The organism is Spirosoma sp. SC4-14 (genome assembly GCF_037201965.1).
Taxonomy (GTDB): Bacteria; Bacteroidota; Bacteroidia; order Cytophagales; family Spirosomataceae; genus Spirosoma.
The window spans coordinates 2623780-2648643 of sequence record NZ_CP147518.1; the positions used below are offsets into that span (position 1 = coordinate 2623780).

Sequence of the window (24864 nt, forward strand, 5' to 3'; positions counted from 1 at the left end):
AAGGTTTGTTATTTCACGAAAAAGCAAACCTGATCTAAGGCTGGAGCCAATCGCTGACTGGCGAAAATAGGTTGCATACACAAAAGCCGCTCTCAGTCAATTAAGAACGGCTTTTGTGTTGAAAAACTAAGAAGGAACTTACTTCATGATCTTGATTTTCTGGCCTTCTTTTACCCCAACGTCACTAAGATTATTCCATTCCTGAATTTGTTCGATGGTTACGCCATACTGTTTTGAAATGCGGAACATCGTTTCACCCTTAGCCACAGTATGGTAAGTTACCGATCCCTGTTGAGGACTATCGGTGCGTGGCGCGGTCTGGGCCTGGCCATTGCCTGCTTTTACCGTTAATTTCTGCCCCACTTCGAGCACATCGTTCGTTGTCAGATTATTGAGGGCAAGCAGTTCATCGACACTTAGGTCATACATTTTTGAAATACTATAATATGTCTGACCGGCTTCTACGGTGTGTGTTGCGGCTGAGCGACTGGCAGAACCGCTGATGGCAGCCCCCCGGCTAACGGCAGATGGCGAGGGTTTGACGGGTTCGGGCAAGGGCTTATTGCCCGATGAAGCAGACCGCGGATTGTTTTTAACTACGGCTGGGCTACCCGACCGGCTCGGAACGGACGATACGTCGGTTATGCTGCCATCGGCCTGCTGCTCGCTAGGGCCTTCGTAGTTCCGATCGGGTTGAGAAACCGAAGACGTTTTGACTGGGCGGCTGCTGGCATACGTATCGGCTGGTTTTTTAGGCGCAGGCGCTTTTTCGCGCTCGGGAGCAGTAGCTACCGGAACAGTTCGTGGTGCTTCTGAGGGATCGCTGGAGCGAACAATAACAACGCGCTGTGTGCCATCGTCAGTTGTTGAGCGATTGCTGCTCGTTGTGGCCGGACGATTATCGGGTGCCGGAGTGGTCGGCACTTCAACCGAGGGGCTGGTGGTCGTACGGGTTGGTTCAGGAGCGGGCGTCGTTGCGGGTTCCGATGTGCCGTCATTGGGTGTTACGCCACCACCAACGAGTTTAGGCTGGTATTTTTTGCGTTCTGAAGGATTACGGGGAATATTGTCCATCCCGCTTACCGTTCGGGGCGATCCTGTTGAGCTGCGGTCGGCTACTGTAGCGTCGGAACGGGTAGGAGGGGTAGGCGTTTGGTCGTAAACGGGGGCGGTTGGCGCATTGATGATCTCAATTGGCTTGTTGGCAGGCCGACGTTCGCGCAACCACATTACCCGACCAACGGTTAGTTTTTGCAATCGATCGATACGATTGTAGCGCATCAGTTTTTTGAGCCGGATACCATAGCGTTGCGAAATACTTCGGGTTGTTTCATCGGGCCGAACCGTGTGAAAGGGCACCAGCGCTTTCTTCATTTTCTTGGCCAGATAATACACATCCCCAACAATAATCGGGTCGCGTTCGCCCATATCATTGTAGCGCAGGAAACTCGACAGACTGATTTTTGCCTTTCGGGCCAGCGAAGCACTATTGTCGCCGGCCTGGGCCTGAATTCCGGGCAGCCCGTTAATTTCATACAGAACGGGTTCGTTTTTGCTGCTCAACCCTGTTGTTACCCGGCGTAATACCGGAAACCCTACATCGTTCTGGGCGTAATCCTGAGGTTTCTGAGAGGTACTGCTGGCAATTTTCTGACGAACATCGTTGATTTGGTTATTACCAACGGGAATAGCCATTACATACGCCTTATCTGTCGGAACGCTTTCGCCCAATACCCAGCGGTTATATTTACGAAGCTCAAATTCATCTACCCCTAATTCGTCGGCAATGGTGCGCATGCTTTTGCCACCACCATTGGCATATTCGATCAGGGCGAACTGGTTGCCAGACTGATGAAATTTGAGTGCATTTTCGATGGCAACCTTGTGGGCAAAAAACCGCAGAATATAGCGGTCTGTTCGGCCATCGAGAGCTACTTCGCGGGCATACGACCAGTCGGGAGGAATCAGTTTGGCAATGCCGCCTGCTCCAAGGTAGTAGGAATAAAGCGACGCTACCCAGTTATTAAACTGAGCATTACTTTTTTTCAGGTATTTGGCCGCTCCGTGCGTTGATGCGGTAATGCTTTTCCGTTCGTCAATCTCATCATCAACACGCATACCATGGCTGGTGGCTGTTTCGCGCTTGAACTGCCAGTAGCCGACAGCTGCCGAAGCCGATACCGCATCCGGTGTGAGCGAACTTTCCTGAACCGCGAGGTATTTGAAATCGGTCGGCACATCTTCGTCAATCAGAATGGCTTCGATCATCGGGAAATAGAGCGCCACCCGATCGAGTTTGGCTGTCCAATACTGCCGATTGGCCAGTAGTGCATTCACATCCTGCTGAACAATACGGCGGGCATCGGGGTCGAGCCGGACCGAAATATCAGCAAACGTTAGCTGTTCGGGCACTAGGGGCACCGACGTCTGTGCCGATACGATCAGACTGATTAGAGTAAGTAAGAGGGTTAGAGAGTACGTCTGTTTTTTCATAAATCGTACCGCTACGGCGGCTTGTTTAGTCATCGTAATTCAGCGTTTGCGTATCATCATTATCCCGTCGCGGACGGGCAGCAGCACATTTTCAACGCGTGGGTCGGCCTGTATTTTTTCGTTAAAAGCCAGCACTGCAGGCGTATCCTGATCCGATGGTTTTATGGGCTCAATAACCTTGCCACTCCATAGAACATTATCCGCAAGGATGAGGCCCCCCGGTCTGAGTTTGTCGAAAATCAAATCGAAATAGAGCGAATTATTCCGTTTATCAGCGTCAATAAATACCAGATCGAAGGTTTCGTTGAGTGTTGGAATAAGGTCAGCAGCCAGGCCAAGGCGAAAATCGATTTTGCTATTCAACGGTGATTGCTGCCAGTAGGAACGGGCAAAATCTTCGAGCTCTTCATTATGATCGATAGTAATCAGCACACCATCGTCGGTTAAGCCTTCGGCCAGACAAAGTGCTGAATAACCCGTATAAGTCCCTATTTCCAAAATACGTCGGGGCCGAACCATCCATGAAATCATTGACAGAAAGCGACCCTGCATATGTCCCGAGAGCATTCGGGGAGCCATAATATGAGCACGGGTATTGCGATTGAGCTGACGAAGCAGATCGCTTTCGGGCGACGTATGTGCTTCGGCATAAGCAGTAAGATTGGAGGGCAAAAAATCCATTCGGCTGACTCGGTTATACCATCTCGTTTGCCAGAGCGAAATAACCAATGGGCTGGTTTAAGTAAAAGTAGTATTTTTTAGGTAACGAACGTTCAAAATGAGATCGTAGTACTAAAAAAATAGTATTAGGTAGCAAAACGAAGGCTATAGTCTATTTTTAGAATCGATCAGAATCGTTACAGGACCATCGTTCAGGAGGGATACTTTCATGTCGGCACCAAATTCGCCGGTCTGAATGGGCTTCCCCAAATCAGCCGACAATTGAGCGATCATGGTTTCATAGAGCGGAATGGCTACTTCGGGCCGGGCCGCGTCGATGAAGCTGGGCCGATTTCCTTTTTTAGTGCTGGCATGTAGGGTAAACTGGCTGATCAATAGAATATTGCCTCCAACTGTAGCCAGGTCCAGGTTCATTTTGCCGTCGGAATCGCTGAAAATACGCATACCGACAATTTTTTTGCTAAGCCATTCAACATCTTCGCGGCTATCGGTATGTGTAATGCCAAGTAAAATCAGAAAGCCTGTTTCAATCTGGCCTTTGGTCTGGTTGTCGATCGTGACCGAAGCCTGAGAAACGCGTTGAATAACAGCAAGCATAATTCAAAAGGGAAAGCAATGGATCAATGAAAGCCCGATCGTGGGTTGGGCATACCGGGCTTAAAATTAGTGACGAACTGGCGGAAGTCGAAAAAAAGACTCAATTAGCCATCCAATAAAACGCGTAGCCAAGCTATCCATAAGCCCTGCACTCCCCGAATATCGATCAGAGGACTCCCCTGCGAATTCTGCTGGTAAAACCAGATAGGCTGGGTATAATCGGTTATGATGCCTTTAAACGGAAACCATTGATCGAAGGCCGTTGCTCTATGGATCTAAGTTTCCGAAAAAATTAGCACTTTGTGCCCGGAAGCAACACGGGAGGCCTGTATGCTGAACCGGGAGTTTATGACCGACGTATCGGATACAGAGTCACCAGCCGGATTGCTTGTTTTGAGCGAACGGTAGTGTTCGTCGATGATTTTTGCGGGTGAGGGAAATGTTGGAAAAATTCTAAACTTTGTTGATGTTGGATGATGGAATTTGCCTTTTGTTTTTGAGCATAATAGGTGCTTGTAGATGGATTATTTTTTGTTGTTTAGCTGATAAATTTTTCCTAATTTATTGAAATGAAAATACTGAAAAAGTTAATCTTATTGATGAGGAAAAGGATTGGTTTTTCGGCGGCTTCTTTTTATATTTGAGCTATGAAGCACATATCAATCCTAGTCCCTAAAGGCGCTATTTTAGGGAGTCTTGAAGGCTCCCGACAACTGCTTAGCCAGGTAAATGAATTTATGAAAGGCAGGGGCGAATCACCCATGTTTAAAGTGCAGCTTGTAGGCCTATCGAAGGAGACTCGGCTAGGGGGTGGCCTTTTTACGGTCAACACAGACCTACTAATCGACGATGTGCAGAAAACCGACCTCATTATTATTCCAGCGATCGATGGTGAGATTAACAACGCTATCGAAATAAACCGGGCATTTATTCCCTGGATTATCAGGCAGTATGAAAACGGGGCTGAAGTAGCGAGTTTGTGCCTTGGAGCCTTTTTGCTGGCTTCTACGGGGCTTTTGACGGGAAAACGGTGTGCTACTCACTGGATGGCTGCCAACAACTTTAAGCAGATGTTTCCGGATGTGGAATTGGTGACCGAGAAAATCATCACCGATGAACAGGGCATTTATTCAAGCGGTGGAGCATTCTCGTATCTGAACCTCATTTTATACCTGATCGAGAAGTATGCAGGCCGTGATATTGCCATTCTGTCGGCCAAAGTTTTCGCTATTGAAATAGATCGGGAAACGCAATCACCATTTACTATTTTTCAGGGGCAAAAAGGGCATGAAGACGAACCAATAAAAAAAGCACAGGAATTTATAGAGACAAATTTTCAGGAAAAAATAACAGTCGATCAATTAGCTTCTATGTTTGCACTTGGCCGGAGAAACCTGGAGCGACGGTTTAAAAAAGCTACAGCAAATACGGTCTCCGAATACATACAGCGCGTGAAAATTGAAGCAGCCAAAAAAGGACTGGAAACCAGCCGGAAAACAATCAACGAATTGATGTATGATGTAGGCTATAATGATACAAAAGCCTTTCGAACGGTATTTAAAAAAATAACCGGAATTTCACCGTTAGATTATCGAAATAAATACAATAAAGAAGCACTAAATTAGTGGGACTTTGTTGCATGGGTTATACTACAATCCCTTCCGCCTAGCTCATGCAACAAAGCCAAATTTATGAGAATTTTTGTTCTACTTTTGTCATAATATCATCTACGTCCAGTCCGGCTTTTTCAACTTCTTTTGCAAAATCCATTAGTTTCTTCTGGAGACTTTCGGGAGCTTTTGCCAAATCTGGAATACCATCACTATCGAGATACCCCCCGTCTATATACTTTTGGTAAATTGCACATCCTGCCTCGATGAACATTTCTTCGAGTGTCTCTTTGTCTGAAAGGCTGGTCTTTCCACCTGAAGGGTTATCAGATTGAGGAACATCAGGATTATCAAGAGTATTCCAATCAATATCGCTCATAGAAAATGCTTTTATTTTGGTGTGAAAATTATAAAAAAACTATATTAGGTGCAAACCTAGCGGCCTTGCTATGCACCAAAGGTAATTAGTAGTAGACATCTGCGGCTCCGTTCGCAATACAATTACGAACAAGCCGCAGATGAGCATTACTTCGAAGCAACGGGAGTGCCTGGCAATGATGTGGGTTGAGCCGTTTGGATAGCTACAATTTTCCAGGCGTTATCTTTTTGTTTCAGTAAATGGCTGTATAAGAGTTTGGCCGGGTTACTCGGGTTTGTGAGGGTGCCATAGACCATAATGAAATTATTATCAATCGATTCGGCCCGATCGACGGTATGTTGTGATGCCGAAGTGCTGGCTAGTTTCATCAGGTCGGGCAGCGTTTCTGAGCCAGTACCAACTGCACCTGATTCATTTCTGATAAGAGCTTTTTTATCGACCACAGACCATAGGCTGGCCGTATCGCTTGTGCTGTATGCCTTTAGGTAAGTCGCTTCTGTGCTGTGCGCAATGGAATCTACGGCTTGTTGAGAGAGCGGGCCACCGGGTTTGGGCTTGTTGCCACGAACCAGCATTTTTCCGGCATTTGCCAGCTTATCGAATACGGGTACATCGGCAGCAATACCAATGGCGAAAACAGCAGCCAGTGCCGTTGGAATAATAAACTCTTTTCGAATACCACCTGTTTTACGGTCCTGGGAATAGCCTTTGAGCGAAGCCCAGTTATTGACGATGTGGAATACAGCGGCAATCACAAACAGAATGCCGAACCAGGCATGCGTGTGTTCGACGGGATGAGTACCCTGCCCGAAATAAATTAACAGGCCAGTACTGGCTAAAACGAGAAAGGCCAGTGCAACAGAGAGGCTAACTAAGTTTTTTGATTTCATTTTAGGTTAATTAACAGGCAAAAATAAGCGTTGGATGGCACGCATTGGGTGATTAAAGAAATTTAATTTTGCTTTAAAACAAGGAATCCCTCCGGCACCGCCAGAGGGATTAACCACCAACCTATTCTAATTAAGATTTTTGATCAGAGGTTGGGCTTTTATTTGCGTGGACGCCCACTACGACTTCCTCCAGTACTACCTTGTCCAGATTGCTGTTGTTGCTGGCCACCGCCATTGTCATCGCCACCACCTTCGCCATTTTTCAGGTCGTCGTTGTTAATCGATTTGCGGTTTCTGCGGGGAGCGTCGAAGCTCATTTTACCTAACTGATAGCTGAATGTCAGACGAACGCCTGCGTTGTAGTAGTTCGTTGTTGTATTCTGCATAAGAATTGGTGACGACAGTTCTGAATGCATCGTGAACGGATGGTTCAGGAAGTTCTCGGCAGCCAGGCCAATGCTGGCTTTTTTATCTTTAAATTCTTTTCGAATACCCAGGTTGTAGAAGTACATACTGGTCTGATAGCCCTGAAGCTGTACCTGTTTGCCGCGCATGCCACCGAAGACCTGGAAAGCCCAGCCATTCGAAAGCGACACACTACCATTTAACCGACCCGAAATGACCCAACCCGAGTTTGAAGCCGCATAAATGGGGTTCGCATTGTTGTTGGTCAGACTAACATGATAGAGGTCGATACCACCACCAATTTGTAGTTTAGAAAACAGGTTGGCGTTGCCAAACAGGTTTAGACCATAAGCATTCTGATGGCCTACGTTCTGATAGGTAGTCCGAATGACCTGCGTATTGACGTCGCCAATTAACTGCTGAGTTACGTCGCGTACGGCCGTAATTTCATTGTTAGTGCGCCGGGCAAACAACGTTGCATTCAGATACAGACCTTTGATATTTGTGCTGGTACCGAACTCAAAGTTATCGGTCAATTCGGGCGATAGCAGAGGGTTTCCCTGAGAGATATTGGTTGGGTTCGATATATTAATATTGGGGTTCAGAAACTGAATGCCTGGGCGCTGAATCCGGCGGTTATATGCCAGTTTAATAATCTTGCCTCCTTTCAGGCTCTTCGAAATATTGATACTCGGCACCAGGTTTCCATAATCTGGAATGTCGGTTTGCTGACCTGCCGTTTCGTTGCTGAACTTAGCATTGATGAAGGTATATTCGTAGCGGGCACCGGCCTTGATGGTGTATTTGTTTTTGGTAGACAGGGTATACGACAAATAAGAAGCGGCTATGTTCTGATTGTAGAACAAAGTATTGCCTTTGCGGGTCGGGTCGGTCTGGAAATCACCTTCGGCACCGCTCGCAATAAAGTATTGATAGTCGCTATTGGCCTGCCGGAAAATACCTTTGGCACCAAATTCCAGCATCTGATTTTTCTTGATCGGCGTCTGGTAATCGGCCTGGAGTGTTGTTTCCTGGTTATAGCTATTGTTGTCGTTTTTCTGGCGGGATGTAATCGTTTCGAAATCGGTATTATTCAGAATATCGGCTACAAAATTGTTGGTTCGGTTATTCCGGCTGTATAAGGCCAACAGGCTAAATTCCTGCTGCGGTTTGTACGTACGGGTATACGTTATGTTAGCATCAACTGTACCCGATAGATCTTTGGTTTGCACATTCCGGTCGTTTACCGATGGAAAATACCCCGTAGGCTGGAAGGTCTGAGTCAGCAAATTATATTGATTGGCTGTTCCATTGCGGGCACCGTAGCGAAGGCTGGCCGTCAGCGACGTGTTTTTATCAATATCGTAATCCCAGCCTAACTGATAATTGCCAAACAACCGGCTCGACAGGGTGTTGGCCGTTTGTAGCGTATGCACATCACCCGTGCTTGATTTTGTTGTCTGGTCATTGCTGAATGAGCCACGGACATTGTATTCGGCCCGGCCAAATCCTCCCAGACTAAAGCCCATTTTCCCGGTCCGCAAATTGCCGTTCAGCCCCAGGTTGCTACCCCGGTTTCCAACACCACCGTTTACGTTCAGCGTAGCGCCCTGTAAGGTATTTTTCTTCGTAACAATGTTAATGATCCCTGCCGACCCTTCAGCATCGTATTTGGCCGACGGGCTGGTAATGACTTCTACCGTCTTGATCATGTCGGCCGGAATTTGCTTCAGCGCATCGGCCACGCTGCTGGCCATAATGGTCGACGGCTTGTTGTTGATCAACACAGTTACGTTGCTGCTACCACGGAGGCTAACATTACCATCCAGGTCAACCGAAAGCATAGGAACCTTCCGCATTACGTCGCTGGCATCACCCCCTTTGGCCGTAATATCTTTATCGGCATTGTAAACAAGACGGTCAACTTTTTCTTCAATCATGGCCGCCTGCCCAACTACGTTTACTTCTTTCAGGGTTTTTACATCCGAAGCAAGTTTAATGGTGCCCATGTCGATATCCGTCCCCTTGCCAATGGTAATTACTTTAGAACGTTTATCCTTGTAGCCAATAAACGTATATAAAAGCCGATAGCGGCCCGGAGCCAGCTTATTGAGGCTAAATTTGCCCGAAGCATCGGCCGTTGTTCCATCGATTGGTTTGTTGGTAGTTGTACTCAGAACAGCGACTGTTGCAAATTCGACAGGCTGATTGCTCGTTGAGTCAATGATAACCCCCGATACCTTGCCATTGCCGCGGGCAATTGGCTCCGATTCAGAAGCCGTTGGAGCGGCTTGTGGCTGGATTTTGGCTGGTTGGGCAGATTGTGTTTGATTAGCTGGTAGAGTAAATGTGTCAGGGGCTGTTGTTGTACTATTGGGAGTTGGATTGGCTGGTGTGGCAAAAGGGTCAGGGGCAGTATTTGCCGGTGTTGTTGCTGTTCCACTGGCTGGCGACCCAGGTGTCGTTGACACCTGTGCCCAGGCAGTTGTTGAGCTAACGATGAGTATAGACAGTAATAGCGTTTTCATGATGTTCGGAATTGGTGCCTCAAAATTGGGGCTTATATAGTACGTCCGAAAATCAATCTGGCCGAATGCCGATTTTTTAGTGCTGAAACGGGCGATTGAGCAGGGGAAGGCAATGTTGCCGGGTTCAGGTAAATTACTTATAACAGTGGTTGGTCTTACTCGTTACGTTCTTTCACGACAGTCAGAAAGCTCTTGGGAATCGAGGCCTCAAACCGCATTGGCTCGCCCGTAATCGGATGCTCAAAGGCAAGCACTTCGGCATGAAGCCCCAGGCGACCAATTGGGTCAAAGGTGGCACCATATTTGGCGTCGCCAACCACCGGGTGGCCAATATCCTGCATATGTACCCGGATCTGATTTTTACGGCCAGTTTCCAGCTCCAGTTCGAGTAACGAAAAATTATGGGCCGATTTCAGAACCCGATAATTGGTGGTGGCTAGCTGACCATTCTCCGGGTTCTGACTCGAGTATACAATCAGAGCTTTGCTTTCTCGCAAATAAGAGGTAATTGTGCCTTCTTTTGGGTTAGGAATCCCTTCTACCAGAGCAACATACGTGCGCTGTTTGGTAGTCGAATTCCACGATTCCTGCATTAGCTGCTGGACTTTTTCGCTTTTGGCAAAGATCATAACGCCCGAGGTTTCCCGGTCGAGCCGATGGATGATAAACAACCGGTTTTTAGGGTTTTCCAGCTTGATATAATCACTCAGAATACTATAGGCTGTCCGAATTTTTTCTTTGTTGGTAGCCATTGAGAGCAGCCCGGCCTGTTTGTTGATAACAATCAGAAAAGGATCTTCATACAGCATCGTAAGACCCCGATATTGAGTAGAAACCGAGGCTCGGGTAGCGCCAATGGTAACTGTCTGGCCTGCCCGTAACGGATGATTAAATTGCGTATACACCTTTCCGTCAATGGTGATCTGTTTATTACGCAGTAATGATTTAATGTTGTTACGATTCTTGTGCGGTAACTGACGAATCAGAAACGTCATCAGTTCAGAGGGTTCAGCTACCGTGAAGCTGATATCTTTATGTTGACCGCGTCGTGAGCGGGGCAGATCGGATTTTTCCATTGGCAAAGATACTGATTCGACCTCGTATACTACGGTTGAAACGAATTTATACTTGTGAGTTGACGGTTCGTATGCTTAAGAAAGAGAAAGCACTAACAAAGACAAGGAGACAAAAAATAACTTTTTTGCGTTTGGACTAGTTACCGAAAGTTACTTTTTCAGTCATAACTACCTGATTTAGTAACTAAGATCGGCTGAATTTGCGGATTATACGGTAGGTAAAAAAAATACAAGTAAAATAACCGCAAGAGTTAATGATTAATAGTAAACTTACTTATATTTTCGTCCGTGAAATTTGTCGATAAAGTAAATTTATACTTTAATAAATAGGTTTATTATACGTCTATGAAGATAGGGCAGTTGAGATTTGTGGATGGAAATTGGGAGCAAATCTCAGAAACGCCGGGTTTCCAGCCCGAGAAAGCACATTTAGTCTTAACCTTTGGCGAGCGTAAACTGCTTGAATCCACAATCCCCTATTCATACCTGCATGCTTTGTACCCCAACGCTCAGATTGTTATCAATTCGACATCGGGCGAAATAATTTCCGACAAAGTACAGGATAATTCACTCGTAGTTACGGCCATTGAGTTCGAAAAATCGACGGTTCGAACGGTTCAGGTCGATATTTTCGATCATAAAGAAAGCTACCAGGCAGGAGAGGCCATTGCGCACGCACTCGATGATGCCAATCTGGCTGCTATTATCCTTATTTCGGACGGTGGCGTTGTAAATGGGAGCGATTTAATAGAAGGTACAAACCGAAGTCTGAATCGCCTGGTGCCCGTGATAGGGGGGTTGGCTGGCGATGCCGACCGTTTCGAACGAACATTGGTGGGGGTGAATCAGGACCCTGCGGCTGGGAAAGTTGTTGGTATTGGCTTATACGGTGCTGACCTGAAAGTTGGTCATGGTTCAATGGGGGGCTGGGATGTGTTTGGACCGGAGCGGGAAGTGACCAAATCGTCTTATAACGAACTATACCAGATCGACGATCGAATTGCCCTGGATCTATATAAAGACTATCTTGGGAAATATGCCGATGGACTGCCCGGAACGGCGTTGCTTTTTCCTCTGTCGATTCGGGTTACACCCGATTCGAAACCGCTGGTTCGTACTATTTTGTCGATCGATGAAACGGCTAAGAGTATGACTTTTGCGGGCGACATTCCCGAAGGAGCCCGAGTCCGGTTTATGCGGGCAAATATGGACCGGCTGGTCGAAGCTTCGGCAACGGCCGCTCAGAAATCGCTTCAACAGCTAGGAAAGACTCCCGAGCTGGCTTTATTGATTAGCTGTGTTGGACGTAAACTGGTGCTGGGCCAACGTACGGAAGAAGAAGTGGAAGTAGCCCGTGATATTTTTGGCAACCAACCCATTATGACGGGTTTTTATTCTTACGGCGAAATTGCACCGGCAGGCCCCGCTACCCCCGGCGAACTGCACAACCAAACCATGACAATTACTATTCTGTCTGAACAATAAACAATGGAGGTAAATTCTCTACATAAAATACTAAAACGTCAGATCAACCGGCATTTGACAACAGAGTGTTTGCAGCATGAACGCTTTCTGCAGTTTATTCAGGCTGTAAATGAATCGTACCTAAACTTTGACCGTGATAAAGAATTACTCGAACATTCGGCGCTCATAAATGAGCGCGATTATTCGGAGATTAACGATAAATTAAAGGAAGAAGTTAGTCAGCGACGACAATCGGTTGAGAAACTAATAGAAGCCATTCATCTCATTGAAGTTCCCGACGATGAGGGAAAGGCCGATTTTGATCCTAATAATCTGGTTGGATTAGTGGCTTTTTTACAACGCCAGATCGAATACCGGAAAAAAATTGAAGATGAACTACGCCATGCCAAAGAGGTAGCCGAACAGGCTACTCAGGCTAAGTCGGATTTTTTGTCGATGATGAGTCATGAAATTCGGACGCCACTGAATGGTATTGTAGGTATGACGTATCTCATGCTTCAGGAAGAAGTGCCACCCGCCCTGACCGAAAACCTGAAAACCCTCCAGTTCTCAATAGAACATCTCCAGGCATTGATCAACGATATTCTGGACTTCAGCAAAATTGAAGCCGGAAAAGTTGAACTGGAAGATATAAATTTTGACCTGAAACACCTGGTTTCGAATATCAAACGGGCTCAGCAGGCGAAAGCGCAGGAAAATGGCAACCGTATTCGCTTGATGATCGATGATGACATTCCGGATTCGTTAATGGGTGATTCGCTACGAATTGGCCAGGTGCTTACCAACCTCGTTTCGAATGCAATTAAATTTACCCGCAATGGTACAATAACCATTGAGCTATCGCTGGAAAACCGAACTGCCGATCGGGCTTCCATTTTTGTGTCTGTGCAGGATACGGGCATCGGCATACCTAAAGAAAAGCAGCAGGCCATCTTCACAATGTTTACTCAGGCAAACTCGGCCACAACCCGTAAGTTTGGTGGAACGGGCCTGGGGCTGGTAATTACCAAAAAATTGCTCGAACTCTACGGCAGTACTATTCGCATTGAGAGCGAAGAAGGGAAGGGTGCTACCTTTTCGTTTATTCTTGACCTTGCCATTGGCAATACATCGGCTCCGGCAATAGTGGTGCCCGATACGGTTGATAATAAAACGTTGAGAGGCTTAAAAATTCTGCTTGTAGAAGATTATCCAGTCAATGTAAAAGTAGCACTGAAATTTCTGTCGATGTGGGGTATTAACGTCGAAACAGCCGAAAATGGTCAGATCGGTGTCGACAAATGCCGGGAGGGACAATTTGACCTGATATTGATGGACTTGCAGATGCCCGTAATGGATGGTTACACGGCCGCTCAGGAAATACGAAAAATTAATGCCGATGTACCCATAATAGCGCTCACCGCATCTGCTACATTTAGCAACCGCGACCGGGCTGTATTAGTCGGAATGAGCGATTACGTTACAAAACCCTTTAATCCTAAAGATTTATTTAATAAAATTGCCAAGTATAGCCAGCGTCAGATAAGTGCTTAACCGTGCTTGGCTCTGATGCTGCTCAATACTTCATAAACGAAGTGCTATGGAGGCATCAGATAAAAATCTCGTAGCGGTTATCGACTATGAGCGACTGGTTAGTTTATATGGTGATAACCCAAGGTTAATTCGAAATACCTTTGGGCTGTTTCTGGACAGTGTATTGCCGGATTTTGAAAAACTTGATCGTGATGTCTATTTGCAGCAATGGCCGGAAATAGCAAACGCCATGCATCAGGTACTGCCCTGGCTGGGTATGGTTGGCCTTACGCAACTGGAAACAGATTTTCGGAATCTGGAGGATATGGTGAAAGGAAACCCCCAATCAGAACCGTTTCTTACGGCCTGGGGTCAGTTCAAGTCGGGATTTGATCTGGGAGTTGTGAAGATTAGAGACGAGCTAGCCCGAATGAATGACCTGGCATAGAATGGTTTTTCAGGACAACGCCGATTTCCCGGATCATTTTCCTAACCATTCCTTAAACTCGGTCATACGGTCTCCGCTCACAAAAACATCGTGTTTCGTTTTGGGCACCAAATCCAGTTTTAGTTTGCCCGCCGAAAAGGTATGAATAGTCTGTATAGCAGGCAACGATACCAGATACTGTCGGCTGATTCGGAAAAACTGCTTTGGGTTAAGCAATTGAGTGAGCTTATCGAGGCTATAATCGACTGGCAGAGTCAGCCCATCTTTCGTGACAAGAAACACCACTTTTTCTTCCAGGAAAAAATAAGCGACATCGTTTGTGTCGATACTTCTGATTTTGGTGCCCACCGTAATCATGAACCGATCTTTATATTCGGTTTGTTTCTGTCTGCCAATAAGGTTTAAAATGGTTTCCAGGTCGGGGGCAGAGCTGGCCTGGCCAAATTGCTTTTTTAGCGCTTTATATTTTTCGATGGCAGCAACAAGTTCATCGTAGTTAATCGGTTTAAGTAAGTAATCGATACTGTTTACCTTAAACGCCTGAATCATGTATTCATCGTAGGCGGTCGTAAAAACAACGGGGGTGTTTAGCTCGGCCTGTTCAAAAATTCGGAATCCCAGATCATCTTCCAGATGAATATCCATAAATACCAGATCGATAGTGGGCCGGTCGGGTTCATTTAGCCAGTCTACAGCCTCGGCTACCGACGGAATCCGGTTAAGTACCTTAATTGCCGGATCGTATTTGAGCAGAAGACTTTCAAGTCGTTTGGCCGTTAGGTTCTCGTCTTCAATAATGACTACATTCATAATTGTTCAAGAGCGAATGCACGAAAGAGGTAGATGGCAGCCGTGCATTCTGTTTAGCTTAGTAGCGGTACTTTTACAATAAAACTGCCCTCATTCTCGCCAACCCAAACCGATCGTTCTGTGAGCATGGCATAGCGGGTAATGATATTCTGTAATCCGACTCCTGTTGATGTTTCAGATTGAGGACGTATTTGCAGATTGTTCTGAACAACCAGGCACTCGCCCTCTACCCGAATGTGTACATGTAAAGGTTCTTTGGCCGACATGCGATTATGTTTCACCGCATTTTCGACCAGTAACTGCAATGTCAGCGGAGCAATGCTATAGCGATTCTGATCGGCTTCCGGTACATTGATAACAACATCAAATTTGTTTTCAAAGCGGATATTCAGCAAAAACCGATAGGCCTGAATAAACTCCAGCTCGGTTTTGAGCAGCACCCGCTCATTATCTTTCTGTTCCAGAATATAGCGATACGCTCTGGATAACTGGTCGATGAATTTTTCGGATAAATCGGCATCGGCATGAACCAATGACGACAGGATGCTCAGGCTATTGAACAGAAAATGGGGGTTTACCTGACTTTTCAGGGCCGCAAACTGGGCCTGAACATTTTCCTTTTCGAGTCGTTCGGCCCGCACCTGAACATCTTCCAACTGGCGGTAGGCCCGGCGGTTGGCTGCCAGATAAAAGGCCGATAACATGGCCATAACAGTCATACCGTTATTGCTGCGCCGTCGTTGTTCGGTTCGTTTGCGACGTTCTTCTACAACGTTTGGGCTGGGTTTAGTACGTTGAGCATCCTGATCGCGGACAATTCCAAAACGTTGTTGAAGGGTATCGTCAACACTATGCCAGAGCGTATAAAAGCCAATATTGAACACTACTGCCAGCGCACTGGCAATACCAAGTGTAGCTAGTTGTGCCGGAATTCTGAATTCAATTAGAAAACCATCGCCAAAGCTTTTAAAAAGCCGTTGCTGTAGCCATTCTGTTACTGTTATCCAGGCATAGAAAAATAAAACACTCAATATTGTTTCCAGAATCCAGAAAGGGATGCTCCGGACAATCAGCGCCCAACTAAAGGTCGCAATCGCTACATAGAGCCGAATAGGCCAGTAAATGACAAACACACTTAAAGCGAGTTGCCACTTTTGCCGATTGGTCAGGCGATATGTCAGGGGGGGAATAGCCATTATACAAATCTAATTATAGCTAATAACCGACAAAAATGAAACGAGCGGAATGCCCATTTCGCTAATCTGAATGACGCCATTCTGTTTGTGAGCAGGTCACTAGAGAAATGAAAACGTCTTTTATTGAGGTTATTTAGGGATTGAACCGCTATTCTACGGCTATTTTCTTAAAGTTGGGCTATCTGGGTCTGCCTTTAAAGTGGCGAGGCTGCTTTGAACAGTACATACAATTGTGCTACATCGGATGTACATTTGTTGCAAATCTGATCCAATATGAATCGTTTTTTGCTGGGAATAGCTGTGCTTTTGGCAGGCTGCGGCACGTCATCGAAAAAAAATGACAAGCCAGAAGCAGGCCAACTGGCTGCTCCGTTCAAATTGCCCTATACATTAACAGCCTCTACCGAAAAGTATACGCTGCCCAAAGAACTAGAGGAAATTTCGGGACTAACATATTACAAAAAAGACCAGTTGTTGTGCGTGCAGGACGAAGAAGCGGTGGTGTTTGTATACGATACGCAAAAGAAAGCCGTTGCCAATAGCTTCGGGTTTGGCGGATATGGCGATTTTGAAGGTATTGAGTACGTAAACGGTGAGGTGTATGTGCTCGAAAGCAACGGAAACCTGTTTCGGTTCGAGCCTGAGTCGAAACAGATAGGACGTACAAAAACCGACTTACCCAAAAAAACGGAAGTGGAAGGACTGGGTTACGATCCCAAAACCAAACGCTTGCTGATTGCAGTTAAGAACGGGAGTCAGTCTAGCGATAAGGCAGTTTATTCATTCGATCTGCTTAATAAAGCGGTTTTTAAGGATATGAGCCTTAATGACGACCAACTCGAAGCGGCAGGCATCGATCCGAAAACCTACAAGCCTTCAGCTATTGCGGTGCATCCACTCACGGGTGAGTGGTATATGCTGACATCGGCCGGAAAACGGTTGCTGATTACAAATCGACAGGCTAAAATTTTGTATTCCGAGCCGCTTGACCCCAAGCAATTTCGTCAGCCAGAAGGTATCTGCTTTGCGCCTAATGGCGATATGTTTATTTCCAGCGAGGGCGATGGCAAAAAAGGATATATTCTGAAGTTTGACTATAAGCGGTAAGTTTATAGTGGCTCCGCCTATCGTCTTACGATAATTAAATGCAGCGCACTGAAAACTTATTTCACAACGAACCTCGGCGGATGAGGCCGAATGGATTTTTTATTTTCTCAAATCGTCGGCTAAGCATTAGCTGGGCGGCCGTACGGCCCATTTGTTCATGATCGGTCGACACCACCGTGATGCCATTGGCCAGTACTTCTTTGAGCGGAGTTTCGTTGAATGCCAAAATGCCAACATCCTGCCCCAGAATCATGCCGTGCTGACGAGCCTGACGGACAAGTTCGGCCAGATCGCTGTCTTCAAGAACGATATAGGCCGTATGTAATTCAATGGTATACTGGTTGGTTGTGTCCAGAATGGCGAAATCTTTTTTGTGATGAATCGCATAATTCCGGAAGCCACGTACAATATCTGTTGGGTAATGAACATCTTTCGGGAAAATCAGAATCAGTTTCTGGTATTTTTCCAGTAAATCGGTCCCGGCTTCCAGCGCTTCATATAGATCATGTTCAAAGTCCTGATAAACAGCGACATGATTTCCCGTCAGATCGGGAATGTTTTTATCGAGCAAGACCAGTTTTTCGGAAGGAATCCCGGCCAGGAGAGCCTGAAGATTGACGGGGCGTGATGCCTGTTCGTAGAAATGGGGCATCACAACATAGTACTGATACAGATCCTGATTTTCGCGAATTAAGTGGGCAAACTGAGCGGCATCGTGGTGATGCAGGCGCAGATCAACAACCGTTCCTGGTCCTAATTCATCGAGCAGGGCGTAATAAATGATTTTTTTATAGGCACTGAGCTTATTCATCAGGAGCAGAACCCGTAACTGATCGGGGCTTTCTCGCCGGATAAAGTACCCCTTTCCCCGTACCGACTGAATAATGCCTTCTTTTTTTAGAAATTTATATGCTTTTTCGACCGTGTCGCGGGCCAGATAAAACTCCTCACTAAGTTCATTAATAGAGGGGAGCTGTTCGTCGCGATGTAATGAACCTGTTTCGATGCCATGTAATACCGCTTCTACAATCTGGCGGTACTTTGGCGTACTGGAACGTTCATTTATAGTCAATTGCATAAAGCGTGCAGGGGTTAGGTTGGCTGGTTTTCAGAATAATTAAGCGAAAATACTGTTGGGTGGTATCCAGTAACAGTCGCCAAATTACTCATTTACCAATGGATAAGTTAAAATACTGGAATTTTAGTAAATAAAATTAGATTCTTTGAAGGTAAACCAGTTTTCTGATTTGGAAGAATAGTTTAGGTTTCAGTCTATGAGTTCACAATTAGCTGTTAATTTTAGCCACCTCAATCATCAACGCCACCAATAAGCGATGCCAACCCGCCGTTCGCTGCTTAAAACAGCGGTTTTTGCTCCTTTTTTGCCGTTCTCGTCTGAGCGGTTCTCAACAACTAAGCCAAATCGGCTAAAGCCTGGCGATACGGTAGGGCTAATTTGTCCGGCGGCTCCGGCCTACAGTCGCGAAACCGTTCAGATAACCATTGAGTCGTTGCAGGCATTGGGTTTTAAAACGAAACTTGGAACGCATTTTTATGACCGATACGGATATCTGGCCGGGCACGATGCCGACCGGGCAGCGGATCTGAATGCAATGTTTGCCGATTCGTCGGTAAGTATGATCATGGCCATGCACGGTGGTTGGGGCTGTGCCCGTATTTTGCCACTGCTCGATTATGAGCTCATTCGGCGTAATCCGAAAATTTTGATTGGTTATAGCGATATCACAGCGTTGCTGCTGGGCATTCACGCCCAAACAGGATTAGCAACCATGCATGGGCCCGTGGGAGCCGTTACCTGGAATTCATTTAGTGTAGGCTGGCTGCGGGAGGTATTGATTGATGGTCGGGCCGTAACGTTCCAGAATCCTGAAAAAAAAGAAGATAACCTGACTCAGACAAAAGATCGGATTTTTACCCTGCGATCTGGCCAGGCCCGTGGTCAACTGGTAGGTGGTAATCTGACGGTGCTGTCGCATTTGCTTGGGTCGCCTTACCTGCCCGACTGGAAAGGCAAGATTCTGTTTGTAGAAGACACACACGAAGATATTTACAGCGTAGACCGGATGTTAACGCATCTGAAACTGGCGGGTGTATTGGAGCAACTGGCGGGCTTTGTGTTTGGGAAGTGTACTTCCTGCGAGCCCGGTAGCGGTGGCTATGGCTCGCTAACGTTCGACGATGTGTTGACCGACCAGGTTGTACCGTTGAACGTGCCTGCTTTTGCGGGGGCCATGATTGGACACATCACCGACAAATTTACGGTTCCAATTGGGATCAATGCCGAAATCGACGCCGATAAGGGCACGATTCGGTTGCTGGAAAGCGCCGTACTATAACTCGAAAGTCGCATACTTCCTTTTTTTGTCTACTATCCAACCCGCATAAATCGAACGAGTTTTTCCAGGAACAGGACCATGCTTCCCAACACCTTACCCCCGCATTATCACCGTTTTTCGCATTCGTTACTATCGCTGGCTATTCTGGCAGTGGCTATTTATCTGGGACAGGATATTCTGGTTCCATTGGCTATGGCAGGTTTGTTAGCCGTACTGCTCCGTCCTGTTGAAAATCGTCTGAACCGACTGGGGCTGCACAAAGTAATTTCCATTAGCCTGGCTTTACTACTGGCGATCATTCTGTTGGCGGGCGTTACGGTTTTGTTGTCGATGCAACTGGCCGATTTTACGGACGATATTCCTAAGCTGAAACGGAATATCAACGATGTATATCACGACATCCAGCGGTGGATTCGACGCGAATACAATGTCAGTTACCGACAACAGAACAAATACATCGAGAAGGCGCAGACGCAAACACTCGATACCTTACAGAGCCCAGATACGATCAGTGTACTGGCGGGCCCGCTGGGAACCATGACGCTCATTCCAATCTATGTGTTTTTGCTGCTGTACTATCGCTCAATGCTGCTCTATTTTGCGGTTGTGCTATTTCCCGAAAAACATGCCGCTCAGGTGCGCGAGGTGCTGACCGAAATTAAAGGTGTGATTCAGAGCTATATGGTTGGATTGCTAGTCGAAACAATTACCGTTGCTGTTCTGAATTCGGTGGGCTTGTTGCTGTTGGGCGTCCGATATGCGGTGTTGCTGGGCGTGTTTGCCGCTATTTTAAATCTGGTTCCGTATATCGGCGGTCTCATTGCAACTGCCCTGACGGTGTTAATCACATTTAGTAATCAGCCAGATATTGGCGTATTGCTGGGCGTTGTTGGCGTCTTTCTGTTCGTGCAGTTTATTGATAACAATGTGCTGGTACCACTCATTGTTGCCTCCAAAGTCCGGGTCAATGCGTTAGTGTCAATTGTTGGAGTACTGATAGGTGGGGCTTTAGCCGGTGTATCGGGAATGTTTCTGTCGATTCCGGCCATCGCCATTTTGAAAGTTATTTTCGATCGGGTTGAGAGTTTGCGTGCCTGGGGAATACTGCTGGGCGATCAGAGCCCCGAAGAATTGGGAAACAACCTGCTTCGGCTATCACGACGACGCCGGAAAACAGCAGAGGCTGAAAATCTTAAGGCCAATCCGTCGTAAGCATATCAGGTAATAGGCAGTAATACCCCAGTACTTAGCTATAAAGTTTCTTGATAACTTCCTGCTGCGTACGAACAAAATTCTGCCGCTCGGCGGGTTGACTTAACAGGGTGCCGGGCGGATAAATTTTATGCTCGGAATAGCTCTGAATGTATAGCTCAAATCGTTGACGCGCCAGCAGGTTGGCGGCTGCTGGCCGCTGACGGAATTCGCGCAGAGCGGCCAGGTCAATATCGGCATTGGCGACCATGCTTTCGCCATACCCGGCTTCGGCCAGTATCAGGCCTTTCGGATCAATAATTCGGGAGCCTGCATCGGTTGAGCCAAACGGGATCGGGCTGTTGGCCAGTCCTGCCGAATTTGCCGAGACAACATAGGCCATATTCTCGATGGCCCGAGCCACTTTGGCTACTTTGCGCTGTGTCTGGAGTGGACTACCTGGTTCGGACGTAGAATGCAGGAGCACTTCGGCTCCCCGTACGGCCAGACATCGGGCTACTTCTGGGTACAAAATATCTTCTGACGCGATGCAGGCCAGATTGCCGATGTTTGTTTTGACGACTGGAAACAGCGAATCGTATCCATAGGCGTCCAGATACAGTTCCCAAACATCATGTGGTGTGGGAGCATACATGGAATTAAGCCGTCGGTAGCGGAGCAGAATATCGCCACTGGGGCCAATAATGAAGCTGGTCTGAAAATAGAGCTCTGGGAAAAAGGGGTCCTGTTCGTAGGCATTCCCCGAAAAATAAATCTGTTGCCGCTGCACCATAGCGCTAAGGGCTTCGTAAATACGTCCGTCGATTTCGAGAGCCGCCTTTTCGCGCCATTGTTCGGTTGTTTCGTGCAGGGGAGAGCCCGTCAGAAAATATTCTGGCACAACCACCAGAAGAGTATCCCGGCCAATAAAATTGATTGATGCGACTAGTTGTTTTTCCAGACGTTCAATGGACTGAAGCATAACCGCTTCGACTTCGTCGCGGGTTTGGTAGCTATTGACAGTTTGACAGGTTGCCTGTAGGGCAAGGGCTTTATACGACATAGATGGGTTTGGGTGGGGTGAAACTTTGCCGTCTCAGGGCTAAATTTAGGGGTTTCAATTGAAAAAATGATAGCCTATAAAACCCGGTAGTGCGAACAAATTCTATGTTTGTTTGATTGTCAGGGTATCAGGGATACTGCCCTAACTAAATTACCCGTATAACAGAACAAAACTATATGAAGGTTGATGTACTGGCCATTGCGGCCCACCCCGACGATATTGAAATGACTTGCGCCGGAACGATCCTGTCGTTAGTTGAACGCGGCAGAACTGTAGCCGGAGTCGATTTAACAAGAGGGGAACTGGGAACGCGGGGTACTCCCGAAATTCGTTTGCAGGAATCGGCCGAAGGGGCACGAATCATGAATCTGGTGGCTCGTGAGAATATGGGCTTTCGCGATGGTTTTTTTCGGAACGACGAAGAACACCAAATGGCGTTGATACCCATTATTCGTCATTATCGGCCCGAGATTATTCTGACCAATACTGTCGATGATCGTCATCCCGATCATGGCCGGGCTGCTCAGCTAGTCACAGAAGCCTGTTTTTATGCAGGCCTTCGGCAGATCAAAACCGTTGGAAAAGATGGCCAGCCCCAGGAAGCGTTTCGGCCAAACTATATTTACTATTTTATTCAGGACCGATCGCTAAAACCCGATTTTGTGGTTGATGTGACGCCCTATTGGGAGCGCAAACTGGCGGCTATCAAAGCCTATAAGAGTCAGTTTTTTGACCCTGACAACAGCGAGCCCGCAAGTTATATCTCAAGTGAACCGTTCTGGAAATTCCTCGAAGCCCGTACCCGCGAACATGGCCACATGATTGGGGCTGAGTTTGGTGAAGGATTTATTTCCAAACGAATGCTGGGCGTTAACGATCTGTTTCAGTTAAGATAAGCGATCAATTGCGTTGCAGATGCCCTAGACGTACGTCTGCAACGCAATCGCCAGCGAGCCTGAGCATCCTTCTAATGCTGAGGCATAATCTCGGCCGAATGCCGGGCAATGGTTGCCCGTAGGCTACTTACCGGAAAATGGGTAATATGGATGCGGAACAACGTCCCTTTCTGATAAAGTAATTCGGTTTGAGCATCCAACTGATCGCTGAGCGATACGATTAATTGCTTACCGAATGTGGTGCGACTACTGCTTGTTTGCCAGTGTTCGATGTCGAAGCCAGGACCATTGTCCTGTATTTCCAGCGTAATGCCGTTGCCTTTGTATAGGCCAATTCGAAGCATCGGTCGCTCCACAACTGTGTAGGCATGTTTGAATGCGTTCGTAATCAGTTCATTGGCGATCAAGCCAAGTGGCATGGCTACATCGACATCCAGCGTTTTTTGTTCGACAGTAAGAATAAGGTCGAAATCGGCCGGATGGTAGCCATAGGCATCCATTAAGCCTCGGGCCAGGTCGGTCAGGTATTCTTCCATATTCACCGAAGTAACGCGGTCGCTTTGATAGAGCCGCTGGTGAATAAGCGACATAGCTTCTACCCGTTGTTGCCCGGCCAGCATGGCCTGAATGGCTTTTTCGTCCTGAAGCCGGATCGACTGGAGCTTGAGCAAACTGGCCACGATGGCGAAATTGTTTTTTACCCGGTGGTGCAGTTCCTGCATCATCAGAGTCAGTTGGTGGGCCTGTTGGCCAATTTTTTCCTGATGCTGGAGCAGCATTGCATTGGCTTTCTGTTTTTGCAGATTGTTATGCCATAAAATCAGGGCAATGAGCAGCAGAATAGCCAGGCTGATTAGTAAGATATATTGACTTACTTTCTGTTTATAAGCCAGTTGTGAGGCTTCCATTTCCCGTTGTCGTTCCTGCTCATCGAACGATATACCTCGGAGCGCCTGTATTTTTTCGGCACCATATAAACTGTCTTTAGTTACTGTGGCCAGTTTGTAATAGCGAAGGGCTTCCAGGCTATTTTGAGATTCGTATACTTCGGCCAGAAGGCTGCTTGCCATTAGAACCCCGCGTTTATAGGAGCCTTCTTCACTTTCGAGGAGGCTTTTTTGAGCATAATAAATGCAGGAATCTAGTTGGTTGGTTTTTTTATATAAGCGCGCAATAGCCGTATTGGCAAAGGCCAGATTTCGTAAATTATTTTCCTGCTGGGCAATGGCTAAACTCTGCTGGTAGTAATGCATTGCCAGCCGTATACGACCACGTTTAGACTGAATATTTCCCAGAACGCGCAATACATATGGCAGATTGTTGATCAGGTTTAGCCGTTTCATTTTCTGATAAGCCTGCCACTCATAATGCCAGGCCGAATCCAGCCGATTCGTCTGCTCATAAATACTGCCAATGTTCGATTGTGTAATGGCCAGACCCGTTTCGCTGCGAATACTGGCGTGTTTGCGCTGGGCATTATGGTAGTAGATAAGTGCCTGCGAATAGTCTTTCAGGTCGAAATAAATATTCCCGATAATATTCAGACTACGGGCCATTTCATAAACCTGTTTATGAGATTCCGCAATCTGATAAGCCTTAAATTCGGTCTTCAATGCATTGGGCAAGTTGCCAACTTCGCGCATAACAAAACCGATGCTTCCTAATGCATCGGCTTCTCCTTTTACATAATTGATTTCGCGGGCTAGCTGAAGAGCCTGCTGACCATACCACATGGCCGAGTCTGGCATCGACAATCGATACTGAAGACATAATTCCGATAGCAGCAACACGCGGCTCGAATCATGGCTTATCACGGTTAATTGATGCTTTAAACTATCGGTAAGCCTGGTTTGGCAGAAAGTAGTATGGACTGGTACATTAAAAAGTATCACTACTGCATATAAACGAATCAGATAACTAAAATGGCTTTGCCAGAGAGCCTGAGATCGTCGAACAGGCAGCGCAGACAGGATACATGTTACGTGTATCTGTACCATTCGATGCAATAACCGACGCTGGCCCGGTGAATCCACTAGTTGTCTGTTTTTTGCCATAACCACTTTCTTGTTGTGGTCACAAGGTTTGAATCTAAGCACTACAAAGACTTTAGCGGCTAGAATATAAAATTTTGTTAGTTATC

20 protein-coding genes are annotated in these 24864 nt (G+C 46.7%); 8 read left to right on the forward strand and 12 right to left on the reverse strand.

Going from position 1 to position 24864, the window contains the following annotated elements; all coding sequences use genetic code 11:
* Positions 1 to 138 precede the first annotated feature (138 nt).
* The 3 genes from WBJ53_RS10620 to dtd form a co-directional block, all read right to left on the reverse strand.
* Positions 139 to 2526: a LysM peptidoglycan-binding domain-containing protein gene (locus WBJ53_RS10620; protein ID WP_338876088.1), complete on the reverse strand. Its 2388-nt coding sequence runs from the start codon at positions 2524 to 2526 to the stop codon at positions 139 to 141.
* 6 nt (positions 2527 to 2532) lie between these two features.
* On the reverse strand, positions 2533 to 3174 hold the full coding sequence (locus tag WBJ53_RS10625) for an O-methyltransferase (protein ID WP_338876089.1): 642 nt from the start codon (positions 3172 to 3174) through the stop codon (positions 2533 to 2535).
* A 144-nt stretch (positions 3175 to 3318) separates the two neighbouring features.
* Entirely contained in the window at positions 3319 to 3771 is a 453-nt protein-coding gene (gene dtd, locus WBJ53_RS10630; protein ID WP_338876091.1) for a D-aminoacyl-tRNA deacylase, read from the reverse strand.
* Positions 3772 to 4418: 647 nt separating this feature from the next.
* Here dtd and WBJ53_RS10635 point away from each other — a divergent pair.
* The gene (locus WBJ53_RS10635; protein ID WP_338876092.1) at positions 4419 to 5396 is read left to right on the forward strand and encodes a helix-turn-helix domain-containing protein; all 978 of its coding nucleotides are present in this window, start codon (positions 4419 to 4421) and stop codon (positions 5394 to 5396) included.
* A gap of 64 nt (positions 5397 to 5460) precedes the next feature.
* Here the strand turns inward: WBJ53_RS10635 and WBJ53_RS10640 are convergent, their stop codons facing one another.
* The 4 genes from WBJ53_RS10640 to WBJ53_RS10655 all read right to left on the reverse strand — a co-directional run bounded on the left by WBJ53_RS10640 (position 5461) and on the right by WBJ53_RS10655 (position 10659).
* A complete protein-coding gene (locus WBJ53_RS10640; RefSeq protein WP_338876093.1) occupies positions 5461 to 5760 on the reverse strand; it encodes a hypothetical protein in 300 nt (99 codons plus the stop codon).
* 146 nt (positions 5761 to 5906) lie between these two features.
* On the reverse strand, positions 5907 to 6650 hold the full coding sequence (locus WBJ53_RS10645) for a DUF4405 domain-containing protein (protein ID WP_338876095.1): 744 nt from the start codon (positions 6648 to 6650) through the stop codon (positions 5907 to 5909).
* Positions 6651 to 6808: 158 nt separating this feature from the next.
* Positions 6809 to 9583, reverse strand: a complete 2775-nt coding sequence (locus WBJ53_RS10650) for a TonB-dependent receptor (protein WP_338876097.1) — start codon at positions 9581 to 9583, stop codon at positions 6809 to 6811.
* Between the two features lie 155 nt (positions 9584 to 9738).
* Positions 9739 to 10659 carry an RluA family pseudouridine synthase gene (locus tag WBJ53_RS10655; protein ID WP_338876098.1) on the reverse strand — a complete coding sequence of 307 codons (921 nt, stop codon included), beginning with the start codon at positions 10657 to 10659 and terminating at the stop codon, positions 9739 to 9741.
* Positions 10660 to 11004: 345 nt separating this feature from the next.
* Here WBJ53_RS10655 and WBJ53_RS10660 point away from each other — a divergent pair, with 345 nt between their 5' ends.
* Genes WBJ53_RS10660 through WBJ53_RS10670 form a run of 3 tightly spaced genes read left to right on the forward strand, consistent with a single transcriptional unit; the run spans position 11005 to position 14104 of the window.
* Positions 11005 to 12144, forward strand: a complete 1140-nt coding sequence (locus WBJ53_RS10660; RefSeq protein ID WP_338876099.1) for an FIST N-terminal domain-containing protein — start codon at positions 11005 to 11007, stop codon at positions 12142 to 12144.
* Between the two features lie 3 nt (positions 12145 to 12147).
* Positions 12148 to 13677, forward strand: coding sequence for an ATP-binding protein (locus WBJ53_RS10665; RefSeq protein ID WP_338876100.1), 1530 nt, complete (start codon positions 12148 to 12150; stop codon positions 13675 to 13677).
* A 46-nt stretch (positions 13678 to 13723) separates the two neighbouring features.
* Positions 13724 to 14104: an Hpt domain-containing protein gene (locus tag WBJ53_RS10670; RefSeq protein ID WP_338876101.1), complete on the forward strand. Its 381-nt coding sequence runs from the start codon at positions 13724 to 13726 to the stop codon at positions 14102 to 14104.
* A 33-nt stretch (positions 14105 to 14137) separates the two neighbouring features.
* Here the strand turns inward: WBJ53_RS10670 and WBJ53_RS10675 are convergent, their stop codons facing one another.
* Together WBJ53_RS10675 and WBJ53_RS10680 are read right to left on the reverse strand one after the other, a co-directional pair.
* Complete coding sequence (locus WBJ53_RS10675; protein WP_338876102.1) at positions 14138 to 14914, reverse strand: LytTR family DNA-binding domain-containing protein; 777 nt, start codon at positions 14912 to 14914, stop codon at positions 14138 to 14140.
* 53 nt (positions 14915 to 14967) lie between these two features.
* The gene (locus tag WBJ53_RS10680) at positions 14968 to 16095 is read right to left on the reverse strand and encodes a histidine kinase (RefSeq protein WP_338877180.1); all 1128 of its coding nucleotides are present in this window, start codon (positions 16093 to 16095) and stop codon (positions 14968 to 14970) included.
* A gap of 288 nt (positions 16096 to 16383) precedes the next feature.
* Here WBJ53_RS10680 and WBJ53_RS10685 point away from each other — a divergent pair, with 288 nt between their 5' ends.
* A complete protein-coding gene (locus WBJ53_RS10685) occupies positions 16384 to 17217 on the forward strand; it encodes an SdiA-regulated domain-containing protein (RefSeq protein WP_338876103.1) in 834 nt (277 codons plus the stop codon).
* 61 nt (positions 17218 to 17278) lie between these two features.
* Here the strand turns inward: WBJ53_RS10685 and WBJ53_RS10690 are convergent, their stop codons facing one another.
* Positions 17279 to 18295: a substrate-binding domain-containing protein gene (locus WBJ53_RS10690; protein ID WP_338876104.1), complete on the reverse strand. Its 1017-nt coding sequence runs from the start codon at positions 18293 to 18295 to the stop codon at positions 17279 to 17281.
* Between the two features lie 256 nt (positions 18296 to 18551).
* Here WBJ53_RS10690 and WBJ53_RS10695 point away from each other — a divergent pair, with 256 nt between their 5' ends.
* Positions 18552 to 19574 carry an LD-carboxypeptidase gene (locus WBJ53_RS10695; RefSeq protein ID WP_338876105.1) on the forward strand — a complete coding sequence of 341 codons (1023 nt, stop codon included), beginning with the start codon at positions 18552 to 18554 and terminating at the stop codon, positions 19572 to 19574.
* Positions 19575 to 19652: 78 nt separating this feature from the next.
* The gene (locus WBJ53_RS10700) at positions 19653 to 20786 is read left to right on the forward strand and encodes an AI-2E family transporter (protein WP_338876106.1); all 1134 of its coding nucleotides are present in this window, start codon (positions 19653 to 19655) and stop codon (positions 20784 to 20786) included.
* 34 nt (positions 20787 to 20820) lie between these two features.
* Here WBJ53_RS10700 and WBJ53_RS10705 read toward each other — a convergent pair whose 3' ends face one another.
* The gene (locus tag WBJ53_RS10705; protein WP_338876107.1) at positions 20821 to 21828 is read right to left on the reverse strand and encodes a nitrilase-related carbon-nitrogen hydrolase; all 1008 of its coding nucleotides are present in this window, start codon (positions 21826 to 21828) and stop codon (positions 20821 to 20823) included.
* A gap of 176 nt (positions 21829 to 22004) precedes the next feature.
* Here WBJ53_RS10705 and bshB1 point away from each other — a divergent pair, with 176 nt between their 5' ends.
* Positions 22005 to 22724 carry a bacillithiol biosynthesis deacetylase BshB1 gene (gene bshB1, locus WBJ53_RS10710; protein ID WP_338876108.1) on the forward strand — a complete coding sequence of 240 codons (720 nt, stop codon included), beginning with the start codon at positions 22005 to 22007 and terminating at the stop codon, positions 22722 to 22724.
* 71 nt (positions 22725 to 22795) lie between these two features.
* On the opposite strand, the gene WBJ53_RS10715 is transcribed toward bshB1, so the two are convergent.
* A complete protein-coding gene (locus tag WBJ53_RS10715) occupies positions 22796 to 24538 on the reverse strand; it encodes a histidine kinase dimerization/phosphoacceptor domain -containing protein (RefSeq protein ID WP_338876109.1) in 1743 nt (580 codons plus the stop codon).
* Positions 24539 to 24864: the final 326 nt, after the last annotated feature.